Origin of the sequence: Parafrankia soli (assembly GCF_001854695.1) — a bacterium.
Lineage (GTDB): Bacteria > Actinomycetota > Actinomycetes > Frankiales > Frankiaceae > Parafrankia > Parafrankia soli.
This window is the reverse complement of the sequence record NZ_MAXA01000245.1, coordinates 40,772-52,119: the sequence shown is the minus strand read 5'-3', so window position 1 is coordinate 52,119 and position 11,348 is coordinate 40,772. Positions and strand designations below refer to the sequence as shown.

Annotated in this window: 11 protein-coding genes; 1 reads left to right on the top strand and 10 read right to left on the bottom strand. The window is 67.7% G+C overall.

The features are described 5' to 3' along the window. From BBK14_RS27000 to BBK14_RS26970, 7 genes are all read right to left on the bottom strand, one after another. Positions 1 to 808 (bottom strand): aromatic ring-hydroxylating oxygenase subunit alpha (locus BBK14_RS27000; RefSeq protein ID WP_131802434.1); only part of this gene is annotated, 808 nt, incomplete at its 3' end. A gap of 38 nt (positions 809 to 846) precedes the next feature. Further along, positions 847 to 1,089 (bottom strand): lipoyl domain-containing protein, encoded by a 243-nt coding sequence (locus tag BBK14_RS26995; RefSeq protein ID WP_071066049.1) that lies wholly within the window; start codon positions 1,087 to 1,089, stop codon positions 847 to 849. Then, positions 1,082 to 2,077: an alpha-ketoacid dehydrogenase subunit beta gene (locus BBK14_RS26990; RefSeq protein WP_198541450.1), complete on the bottom strand. Its 996-nt coding sequence runs from the start codon at positions 2,075 to 2,077 to the stop codon at positions 1,082 to 1,084. The genes BBK14_RS26995 and BBK14_RS26990 overlap by 8 nt, the downstream gene beginning before the upstream one ends. Positions 2,078 to 2,211: 134 nt before the next feature. After that, positions 2,212 to 3,210 (bottom strand): thiamine pyrophosphate-dependent dehydrogenase E1 component subunit alpha, encoded by a 999-nt coding sequence (locus BBK14_RS26985; RefSeq protein WP_071066048.1) that lies wholly within the window; start codon positions 3,208 to 3,210, stop codon positions 2,212 to 2,214. A 236-nt stretch (positions 3,211 to 3,446) separates the two neighbouring features. Continuing rightward, positions 3,447 to 4,187: an SDR family NAD(P)-dependent oxidoreductase gene (locus tag BBK14_RS26980; RefSeq protein WP_071066047.1), complete on the bottom strand. Its 741-nt coding sequence runs from the start codon at positions 4,185 to 4,187 to the stop codon at positions 3,447 to 3,449. Between the two features lie 160 nt (positions 4,188 to 4,347). Continuing rightward, positions 4,348 to 5,178 (bottom strand): TauD/TfdA dioxygenase family protein, encoded by an 831-nt coding sequence (locus BBK14_RS26975; protein WP_071066046.1) that lies wholly within the window; start codon positions 5,176 to 5,178, stop codon positions 4,348 to 4,350. Between the two features lie 147 nt (positions 5,179 to 5,325). Beyond that, positions 5,326 to 6,225 carry a beta-keto acid cleavage family enzyme gene (locus BBK14_RS26970; RefSeq protein ID WP_071066045.1) on the bottom strand — a complete coding sequence of 300 codons (900 nt, stop codon included), beginning with the start codon at positions 6,223 to 6,225 and terminating at the stop codon, positions 5,326 to 5,328. Between the two features lie 852 nt (positions 6,226 to 7,077). Between BBK14_RS26970 and BBK14_RS26965 the strand changes: the two genes are divergently transcribed. Continuing rightward, positions 7,078 to 7,896 (top strand): SDR family NAD(P)-dependent oxidoreductase, encoded by an 819-nt coding sequence (locus BBK14_RS26965; protein WP_241831873.1) that lies wholly within the window; start codon positions 7,078 to 7,080, stop codon positions 7,894 to 7,896. Between the two features lie 61 nt (positions 7,897 to 7,957). Here BBK14_RS26965 and BBK14_RS26960 read toward each other — a convergent pair whose 3' ends face one another. The 3 genes from BBK14_RS26960 to BBK14_RS26950 all read right to left on the bottom strand — a co-directional run bounded on the left by BBK14_RS26960 (position 7,958) and on the right by BBK14_RS26950 (position 11,291). Further along, entirely contained in the window at positions 7,958 to 9,229 is a 1,272-nt protein-coding gene (locus tag BBK14_RS26960; RefSeq protein WP_071066044.1) for an acyl-CoA dehydrogenase family protein, read from the bottom strand. Beyond that, positions 9,226 to 10,365 (bottom strand): acyl-CoA dehydrogenase family protein, encoded by a 1,140-nt coding sequence (locus BBK14_RS26955; protein ID WP_071066043.1) that lies wholly within the window; start codon positions 10,363 to 10,365, stop codon positions 9,226 to 9,228. The genes BBK14_RS26960 and BBK14_RS26955 overlap by 4 nt, the downstream gene beginning before the upstream one ends. Before the next feature lie 101 nt (positions 10,366 to 10,466). Then, positions 10,467 to 11,291 (bottom strand): SDR family oxidoreductase, encoded by an 825-nt coding sequence (locus BBK14_RS26950; RefSeq protein WP_071066042.1) that lies wholly within the window; start codon positions 11,289 to 11,291, stop codon positions 10,467 to 10,469. Between the last annotated feature and the right edge of the window lie 57 nt (positions 11,292 to 11,348).

Below are 11,348 nucleotides of genomic sequence, written 5' to 3'. Positions count from 1 at the left end.
ACCGCTCCAGGAACGCCTCCCCACCACGCCCCTGGGAGACGCCGCCCGCGGTCGGGTCGAACCGGCCCTGGAAACGACCGTGGCCGTTCTCGAACGCGGTGTACTCGACATTCGCGAACGGGTAGTCGTCACCCAGACCGAACGTGAGCTGCGGATGCGTCCCCATCACGTGGTAACCCTCGTGGAACGCCTCCTGGGCCACCTTCCAGTTCGCGTTGAGGATCGTCTCCTTCCACCACCACACCCGCATGTTCTCCACGCACACCGCGTCCAGCAACCCCGCTACCGGCGCCAGCGCCTCCCGCAACGGACGGGCATCCGGATCCATGTTGATCCACACGCAGGCACCCCACGTGTCGACCCTGCACTCCCGCAGCCGGATGTCGTCCGGGCGCAGGACCTCCGGCGCGAACCCCTCCGCGCCATACACGAACGAGTTACTTCCGTCGAGGTTCCACCGCCAGCCATGGAACGGGCACACGATCTGCCCACCGGGCAGCCGCCCGGAACCCGAACACAACTGGGTGGCCCGATGCCGGCACGCGTTGTGGAACGCCTTGACCGACCGGTCAGGCTGCCGCACCACCAGAATCGACTGATCGCAGATCTCGTACTCGACGAAATCCCCAGGCTGCGGAATCTCCTCCAGCCGGCACGCCATCTGCCAGACCCGCGGCCACAGATACTCCTTCTCCAGCTCGTAGAAACCCCGGTCGTAATAACGCTCGCGAGGCACATGTAAAAGGTCGCGCATCGGGAACGGAACATCGCGAGTGGCGACCGCCCGGCGGTCGTCGGCGAGAGCCATCGACATCAACCTCCTGCCACACGGGCTTCCCTACGGGGTCAGCCCGACGCCTGGATCGTCCCGATCTCGGCACCGATCTCATAAACCGTCTCGACGGCGCCGGTCCAGTGCACCGTGCCGGACGCACCGGCTTCCACCTCGGTTTCGGCCTTGTCCGTCGCGATGATGAACAGCGGGTCGCCCTCCGCCACGTTCGCCCCCTCGTCCACGAGAAGCTCGATCAGCTCCGCCTCMGAGATCGCGACCGATACCCGCGGAATACGGATCGTGAAGTCAGCCACGGGCACCGTCCTCGGTCATTTCCGACCGCAGCGTCCGCTGGACCGCCGCGACAATACGTTCGGTGTTCGGGTAGATCTGTGATTCCAGCGCCGGCGGAGCCGGATTCGGCACGAACCGGGCACCCACCCGCTCCACCGGCGCCGCAAGCACACCGAAGAGATCGCGCTGCAGAATGGCGGCGATCTCCGCCCCGGGCCCGGCGAACCGCACCGCGTCATGCACGACCACAGCACGCCTCGTGCGACGCACCGAATCAACCATCGCCGGCACATCGAGCGGAACCAGAGTGCGCAGATCAAGCACTTCGGCGCTGACCCCCTCCGCCTCGAGCACGGCCGCCGCGCCGAGCGACTCGACCACCCCCCGGCCATAGCCGATCAACGTGACATCAGTACCCGGCCGCTTCACGTCCGCCTGACCCAGCGGAATCGAGAATCCCGGGTCCACCGGCACCAACCCGCGCTGGCCCTGCAGACGGATCGTCTCCAGGAAGACACACGGGTCGTCATCGAAGATCGCCGACGTGAGAAGACCCTTGGCGTCCCGCGGCGTCGAAGGCACGATCACCTTCAACCCCGGAACGTGCATGAACCACGCCTCCAACGACTGCGAGTGCGTCGCCCCGGTCCCCAACCCGCCGTAGACCTGTGTCCGGACCGTGATCGGCGCGGTTGTCCGCCCCCCGGTCATGAACCGCAGTTTCGCCGCATGATTGACGATCTGATCGACGGCGATACCGATGAAATCCATGATCATTATCTCGGCGACCGGACGGAACCCCTCCATCGCGGCACCGATCGCGGCACCCACGATCGCCGCCTCGGAAATCGGCGTGTCCAGCACCCGATCCGTGCCGTATTTGGTCGACAGCCCCCTGGTCGGCCCGCTGGATCCGGGATCGGCGATATCCTCGCCCAGCAGGAAGACACGCTCGTCACGCGCCAACGCCTGGTCCAAAGCGAGGTTCAACGCCTCGCGCATCGTCATCTTTTGCTCGTCCACGTCCACCTCTATGCGGGTCCATGATCGAGAAGGCGAGCAGTCATCACGAAGCCGGCATTACCCGGAGGCGCGCTTCCCGTGACGCCAGCGGAATCCGCGGTCCAGCGGGATCCGCGAGTCTAGGCGGGGCAGTTCCGCGGGTCGGCGTACACATCACGATCGAGTTCGTCGAGTGCCGCGGCCGGTGCCGCCAGAACCGCGGCCAACGCCTCCTCGACCGCCGCGGTGGCGCCCGCCTCGATCTCGTCGAGAGCGTGCTTATCGCAGACCCCCGTCTCCAGCAGGCGCGACCGGAACCGCGGTATCGGATCAGCCTCGACAGCGGCGGCCATCCGTTCAGCTGGGATATACGCCATGGGATCCCCGAAGTAGTGACCACGGAATCGGAACGTCACGCACTCCACCAGCGTCGGGCCGCCCCCGTTCCTCRCCCGCTCCACGGCCCGTGTCAACACGGCGAGGACGGYGACGGGGTCGTTGCCGTCGACGCGGACACCAGGCATCCCGTACCCGCCCGCCCGGTCCGCGATCTGATCGATCTTCATCGTGTGCTCGGTCGGCGTCATCTCGCCGTACTGGTTGTTCTGGCACACCAACACCAACGGCAGATCCCACAGCGCCGCCATGTTCGCCGCCTCGTGAAACGAGCCGGTGTTCGTCGCCCCGTCACCGAAGCTCACGGCCGTCACCCGATCCAGGCCCTTGCGCCGCGCCGCCATGGCCAAGCCCACCGCGACCGGCGGCCCGGATCCCACAATCCCCGTCGACAACATGACGCCTGAGTCGGGGCGGGCAATGTGCATCGTCCCGCCCTTGCCCCGACCCGAGCCCACCTGCCGGCCCAGCATCTCGCCGTAGATCTCCACCAGCGGCACGCCCTTGCCGATCAGGTCATGCAACCCCCGATAGGTCGTGACCAACCGATCGTCCGACCGGAGGCACACCCCCATCGCCGCGGCAATCGCCTCCTGCCCTCGAGGAGGCCAGTACACGCACTGCAGCTCACCCGACGCGATCCCCCGGCTCAGCCGGTCGTCGGCCGCCTTCATGAGCGTCATCAGCTCGTATAACCGGCGTAATACCTGTCCCGACAGTCCCGCCGTTCGATCCGTCGTCATGGTCCTCCTCCTGCGACCGGCGAACCAGCGCCAGACGGCGACACGCGAAGCGGCCAAGAGGCGGGAGCCTCGTGCATGTCTGTCGGGCCGACGAGCCGCGACATGGGGCATGGCCGCGCCGCGGAATCCGTATGGCGATCGCCCCGCCAGCGGATACTCCGCCAGCGATCACTGACGTATTCAATCATCAATCCGCCAGCGTATACAAGTATTTCCGGCTATACGCTGTCGGTGCGCTAGGCTAGTCGTGCCGACCAGCCGCCATCGACCGGAATGATGACTCCGGTCACGAAGGAGGCGCGGTCCGAGGCCAGAAAGGCCGCTACTTCGGCCAGCTCCCGTGGCTGACCTCCCCGTTTGAGCGCAGCCTTCGAGCTCATCTCACGCAACAGCTCAGGCGGCCCTTTCATGATCTCGGTGAGCGTGAATCCCGGTGCGATGACGTTTGCCCGGATGCCCTTGGGGCCGTACTCGACGGCCACCGCCTTGGTGAGCGCATGGGTGCCGGCCTTCGCGGCAGCGTACATGACCGACGTCCGACTCTGTACGTTGACCGCTGAGATCGAGGAGAAGTTGACGATGCTGCCGCCGCCCGAGCGGAGCATCGCTGGAATCGCATGTTCGGTCATGATGAGCACGCCGCGCAGATTCACCTGGGTCATCTTCTCGAACTCGGAGACGGCGACTACCTCGGGTGGCCGCGTACCGTGGGTACCGGCCACGTTCAGCACGGCATCGACGCGTCCAAACTCCTTGATCGTGGCCTCGAACATCGCAGCGACGCTCGTCTCGTCGGAGACGTCGCAGTGGAAGGGGAGGACATTTCCGCCGACTTCGGCCGCGGTCTCCTTCTCGGCACCACTTATATCGACGGCCACCACCTTGGCACCCTCCTGCACGAAGAGCTTCGTGGACGCCTTCGCTATCCCCGATCCAGCGCCGGTTATCACCGCCACCTTCCCGTCAAGCATGCCCATTACTCACCTCCGTAGATCGGCGCGCCGGGACCGTTGAGCTCGCCATCGGCACACAACGCGCACGCACGCGGCCATGAGCGGCCCGCCGTTCTTCCTGACTCATCATGGACAAAATCTGGTTCCCCTACCTCGGCGGACTCACAGGCAGCATCACTCGCGGTCAGGCCTTCGGACGGTCGCCGGTGATGGTGATGCGGCGCAGGACCCGTCGCTCCGCGTAGTCGGCGACCGCGCGATGCTGGGTGACCCGCTCCTCCCACACCGCGATCATGTTCGGTTGCCAACGCAGACGGACGTGGAATTCCGGGGTGTTGACGTGTTCGTACAGCATTCGCAGGAGCGTCTCGTTCTCCCGCTCGCTCACCCCGACGAGCCGCTCCGTGTAAACCGAGTTGACGTAGAGGGCCTTCCGCCGAGTCATCGGATCGGTGATCACGACAGGATGCACGTGGCTTTCTCCCTGGCCGAAGGAGTCGTGGTACCGCGCCACCGCGGCAGTGCTGTGCACAGCCTCCATGCCGTCGAACAGCCGCTGGTATCGGGACGACAGGGCGTCGAATGCCGCGGTCATGCTTGCCCACATGGTGTCACCGCCGAAGGCCGGCACCTCCACCGAGCATAAGAGCGCGGCCTGGGGGGGCTTCTCCTGAGGACTCCCGTCCGTGTGCCAGTAACTCGTTCGGAGTCGCACCGCGTCGGCGCCCTCCTCGGTCACGAATTGGCCAGGGCCTTTCCCGTATGGGTAGGAATAAGGCTCACCAAAGACCGAGGAAAACSCCGAGAACTGCTCGCCACTGATCTCCGTGTCCGACTGGAAGAACAGCACGCCGTGTTCATGCAGCGATCGCAGCAGCACCGACGCGACCTCCTCCCCGTGGGCAACGTGGACATCTACGCCGTGGACGATCGCGCCTATGTTCCCCGTCACCTTCTCGAACCTCGGACCGCCGACTGTCGAGAGTTTCTGTGCCGGTGCTGTTTCTACACCCATGGATACCGACCTCCTTGAGCTGACGATGTCAGAACACGCGCATCTGTGGGCCACATGGACTCTGCTGACGCTGGAGTCTCGGGGGCGGATACGGCTCGCACGGCACACGGCCGCGTCGTACACGACACCTGACGACGATGCCAAAGACTAACTCTCGTATCCGGGCAGTCCGAGCATCTCACGGGCCTCGGCCGGCGTGGCGACCTCCCGGCCCATGCTTCGAGCCATCTCGACGACACGCGTGACGAGCTCGGCGTTCGTTGGCACGCCGAGCTCCTGGTACGGATGGTCGGCGACGCCGATGGCGACGTGGCCGCCGGATTCGATCGCGCCCGCGAGCGCCGGAAACGCATTGCCGCCGATCACACTCAGGAACCAGGGCCAGTTCGCCCGCGCCGGAAAGAAATCGAGGAGAGCGTGCAGCCCCCTGATCGTCGCCGGATGTCCGTAACTGACGAACGGGTCCGCGAACAGCGTCAGCTCACAGAACAGCGGCTCCTTGTACAGTCCCATCTCGAGGAACGCCTCGGTGAGCCGAACCCCGGCGATGTTCCATATCATGGAAACCGGTTGCACCCCGACGGCGCTCACGGTCTCGCAGACGTGCGTGAGCATCTTCGTCGTGTTCAAATAGACTCGCTCATCGCTGATGAACGCTCTGCGCCGCGCGTCGTACCGGTCCAGGTTGGTGGTCAGCATGTCGACTGGGACGCAGTCGGGCCTGGTCGCCGGATCCTTCGCCATCTCGACGATGTGCGCCACACGCTCCTCGGCGGTGGGCAGCATGCTCGCGCCCAGCGTAGGAAAAGTGATGAGATCGCTGTCCTGTTTGATCCGCCGCACCACGTCCGCGTACAGATCCACATCAGCGGACTGCGCACCCGTCTCGGGATCCCGGGCGTGATAGTGCACGAGTGACGCGCCCTGCCGCCAGCATTCGACTGCCTGGCCGGCGATCTCCGCAGGGCTGTAGGGAACGTGCGGGCTGCTGTCCCTCGTCGTTCCCTCGTTGATCCGGACCTCGATGATGAGCTTCTGCTTCGTCATACCCACCTCACGTTCGCCACGCCGGCTTACGTCGAGTCAGTCGGCCTCGTGGTCGAGGCCGTAGGGGGAGCCCCGGGACCGGGGCAAGCCGCCCACAGATGGGATCACTCGACCCCTGGCGAGACCGCCACACCGGTGCGTCCGGCGTGGTGTCGACCCGGTTGACGCCGGGCTCACGGCGGCTGCCCACAGGCCGTCTCACCTTGGACTTGGGTCATCGTCCCGACGTACCTCCTGGGCGACCGACCTTCGGATGAAGGGACCCGCCTGCCCGCGACCCCCGCCCACCCGCTTCCAACTGTTGTATACACCTCTCAGGCATGGTTGTATACAAACTGTTCGAGATCCGCAAGAAATGGGGCTGGCCGCCGGACCATCCGCGGCGCCGGGCATGTCCGTCTGGCTGGTTACGCCAGAGCCATGATCGATGACCGGGGGAGGTGGGGCTGCGTCATCGCGCGAGCGGCCCTATGAGAGATCATCCCCGCGGCGGGGCGGCAAGGACGGAGGCATTCGGCGGGACGAGGCAGGCCCTCGCCTGCGGTGACGGTCGACGCCTGACCTTGCCGTCAGTCCGCGTGAGTTCCGCTCGCCCGGCAAGGGCCTGCGATAGGCGGGGAAAGTACTTCGTGCACGATCAGGCTGGGACAGACGTACACTTTCGCCGGCCTGGCCGGTGCAGAACCCACGAAAGGCACCAACGTAAGACTGGGGCCGTGGACCCGCAGTAGAGGGGCCTACCCAGAACAGTGGAGAAGATGCCGCCGGGGCCCCCGCATGAATGCGAGGCGTCCTGGGCGAGCGTGACACACGAGGCGGGCAGCTATGGACAGGCTAGAAGGACGCGGCGCGGTGGTTGTCGGCGGCGGGAGCGGAATCGGTCGCGGGATTGCTTTAGGTCTCGCCGGTGAGGGCATGCGAGTCGTCGTCGCCGACATCGACTCGGGCAGCGCGGGCGCGGTACGCGACGAGATCGTACGGCGCGGTGGCGAAGCGTACGCTTCACGCGTGGACGCGACCGATCGCGACTCGTTAGCGGAACTCGCGGCCGGCGCGGCACGCGATCTGGGCAGCGTGCACGTGCTCGTGAACACGGTCGGCGTCCACACCAACGCTCCACTCACCACGGCCAGCGAGCAACTGTGGGCGTGGTTCGTCGAGTTCCACCTCATGGCAGCCGTGCGCGTGGTCCAGGCGTTCCTGCCGCTTCTGCGTGGACACGGCGACGAATCGCACATCGTGCTCACATCGTCAATGGCCGGCCTGCTGGCATTACCCGCGAAGCAGACGGGCGGCACGGACACCGGCGTGTACACCACGCTGAAGCACGCCGTTCTCGGGTACGGCGAGATGCTGCGGCACGAGCTCGCGTCCGAGGGTATCGGGGTGTCGGTGCTCTGCCCCGGAGCGGTGGCAACCAACCTGGTCTCGACGTCTGCCCGGCACCGCCCGGAGCGGTTCGGTGGACCGGCGCCCGATCCGATGGCGGGTCGCGAGCTGCCGTCGGACCTGCTGCTGAGCATGATGTCGGACGAGGCCGTGGGGCCGATTGTCGTGCGGGGCATCCGCGCCAACCGCACGTACATCATCACACATCCGGAGATGGCGGGCATGGTGCGTGCCCGCCATCAGCAGCTCCTGGAGGACTTCGCGTTCTTCTCAGCGACGTGACCGCCAAGCGCCTGGCCGGATGGCCAGGCGCTTGGCGAACCGCGCCTGACCGGGATCCCGGTCAGGCGCGGTTCGACGCGCTGCGCGGGACGTCGCGGAACGGGCGGTCCCGGTCGGGCGTGCGCTCGCGGGGCATGCCGAGCACCCGCTCGCTGATCACGTTGCGGGCCATCTCCGTGGTGCCGCCGCCGATGCACGACGTCTGCCGCATCAGGAAGTCGTCGCCGCAGCTCGCGGCCGCGCCGTCGTCCGCCGTCCAGGCCGCCCCCGCGGGGCCCGCGATCTCGAACGCGATGGTGGCCTTCCGCGCGGAGGAGACACCCGCGAACAGGCGGGTGATCGCGGCGGACTGTTCGGAGATCCGGCCCGCGGCGACACCGCGGCCGATCCGGCGCCGGAGTGTCTGGCCGACGAGCTCGAGCATGTGGGCCTCGCCGAGGAGGTCCCGGACGCAGCGATCGTCGAACCGTCCGGTGTCCCGGGCGACGTTGACGATGGAGGCGGCACCGACCTCGCCGGGCGAGGTCCCCACCGGGATGCTGACGAACGGCGAGTTGAAGAGCATCCGCTCGTGGAACATCCAGCGGGTGCCCACCGTCCAGCCGCCGTCGACGTCACCGATGCGGTCGCTGTCGGGGACCCGGACGTCGGTCAGGAACTCCTGGCAGAACTCGGTCGAGCCGTTCAGCATCTCGATGCGGTGCACCTCGATGCCCGGCTGGTGGATCGGCAGGATGAACACGGTCAGGCCGCGGTGCTTCGGGACGTCCCAGTTCGTCCGGGCCAGGCACAGGCCCCAGTCGGCGGTCGAGGCGCCGGTCGTCCAGACCTTCGAGCCGTTCAGGATCCAGTCGTCGCCGTCGCGGACGGCGCTGGTGAGGGCGGCCGCGACGTCCGACCCGCCGCTGGGTTCGGACAGCAGCTGCATCCAGATCTCCTCGCCTTTGAGAATGGCGGGGATGTGCCGGCGCTTCTGCTCCTCGGTGCCGAAGTCCAGCAGCACGGCACCGCAGGGCGAGAACGTCGGCGCCTGCAGCCGCGCCGGGTATTCGTAGCCCACGATCTCGGCGTTGAACGCGCGCTGGTGGTCCGTCGTCAGGCCCTGCCCGCCGTACTCCCGGGGGAAGCCGATCCCGGCGAGGCCGGCGTCGAAGATCATGCGCTGGAGCTCACGCTCCCGGGCGAGCGCGGCGAGTTCCTCCTCCTCGGTCTGGACCGGTAACGCGAGGGTGGGCGCGAGTGTCTCGTGCGGCTCCAGCGGGCGGAGGTTCGCGCGGATCCAGGTGCGGGCACGCAGCCGGAAACTCTCGACGTCCTCGATGGCGTCGGTCATACCCGCTCCTTCCGGTTCTCGAGCACGGTGCTGATGCGTTGGCGATGGTCGGCCGGCGTGCCGTACAGGGCCCGGTTCACGGTGACCCGGCGCAGGTAGAGATGCAGGTCGTGCTCGAAGGTCACGCCGATCCCACCGTGGATCTGCACGCAGTCCTGGACCAGCTCGGAACCGTAGTCACCGATGAACGCCTTGGCGGCGCTGACCAGCTCCTTCGCGTCGGGCGACCGGTCGTCGACCGCCGCCGCGGCGGCGTCGTTGACGGCGTGGCAGGCTTCCAGCCACGTCTTCTGGTCCGCGAACCGGTGCTTGAGCTCCTGGTAGGAGGCCAGCGGGCGCCCGAACGAGTAACGGTCGAACGCCCATTGCAGCGTCATGTCGAAGGCGGTCTGCAGGGCGCCCACCGCCTCGGCGTTGCCTATCACCACGGCGAGCTGGAGCTGGTACTCGAGGAGCTCGTCGGCGTCGCCCGGCTCTCCCACGAGGGCCTCGACCGGGAGCCGGACGCCGTCGAACGTCACCGCCGCGAAACGGCGGGTCAGGTCCGCCGTGCGCATCGGCTCGATCGACACCCCGGCGGTGTCGGTCGGGACGAGGATCTGCGTGAGCCCACCCTCGGCCCGGGCCGTGACCAGGATGTGGTGCGCCTGGCCCGCCGCCTCGACGGGACGCTGGACGCCGTCGAGGACGACCTCGCCGTCGGCGATCCGGCAGCGCGGGCCCGCGGGGCCGCGGCCGTCGGTGTCGACGGCCGGGCCGAAGCACCACGCCGCGACCGACGTGCCGGCCAGCAGCGACTCGAGGACGGGACGGTGCGCCTCGCCACCGAAGGTGCTCAGCGTCCCGGCGACCACGTTGGTCGGGACCAGCGGTCCCGGCGCGGCGTGCACGCCGAACTCATGGGCGATCGTGGTGAGGTCCACCAGCCCCCCGCCGCTGACCGAGCCTCCGCCGTGTTCCTCACTGACCAGCAGCGACGTCCACCCGAGCTCGGCGCCCTCGCGCCAGTAGTCGGGCTCGAAGCCGGCGGGGTGGTTCCGGAGACTCCGGACCTCGCTGATCGGCACCCGACTGGTCAGGAATCTCGCGGTGGTATCCCGAAAGATCTCCTGGTCGGAGCTCAGTTCCAACAGCATGTCGGGTTTTCCTCCAGGTCGCTGGCGGCACCGGCGGGGCCGGGTCGGCCGCAGGCCGGTCCGTACGGACCGGCCGGACCCACCGATCCGGCCGGCAGGTCCTACCGGCCGAAGAAGAAGCGCACGTTCTCCGCCGCGGCCGGGTAGCTCCCCGTGATGCCGGAGCTGCAGTAGCCCGCGTCGGTGATGACGGTGATCCCGCTGACGGCCGCAGCGGCGTCGCTGCAGAGGAACAGCAGCGGGTAGGCCTGCTCCAGCGGCGTCGCCGCCTCGATGCCGACCTCGGCCCGGTAGTCGGCGCCGAAACCGAGCCACATCTCCTTGTTGGCCTGCGCCAGGGGGGTGTCGGTGGGGCCGGGGCAGATGGCGTTGACGCGGATGCCCTGCTTCTGCAGCGCGAACGACTCCCGAGCCACGTAGGCGCAGACCGCCTGCTTGCTCCACATGTAGTCGGCCTTGCCATGCTCGTGGACCCACTGTGTCGCCGCGTCGAAGTCGGTGATGTCGAGGAACTCCTTGAGCAGCGGGAGGTTGCCCTCCCAGCCGAGGCCGGCCGCCGACGAGATGAAGCCGATGGCCGAGCCGCGGGGCAGCAGTCCCCCGGCCAGCAGCCGGTCGACCAGATACCGGTGGCCGATGAAGTTGATCCGCTCGATGCCGGGCGTGCCGTCGGCGACACCGGCGGCGGAGAACAGCGCGTGCACCGGCCCGCCGCACTGCTCGACGGCGGCGTCGATCGACGCCGCGTCCGCGAGATTGACGTGGATGGCCTTGGCGCCCGGCAGCGTGACCTCGGCGTAGTCCATGACCACGACCTCGGCGCCGGCGCTCTGCGCCAACTCGGCGGCGGCCGCACCCATGCCGGTCGCCCCGCCGACGACGAGGACCCGCTTCCCGTCGTACCGGAAGGCGTCGAACAAGGTCATGTCACTTTCTCCTACCTGTCGAGTCGGATGGTTGGTGTGCGGACGGCCCGGGTGGTC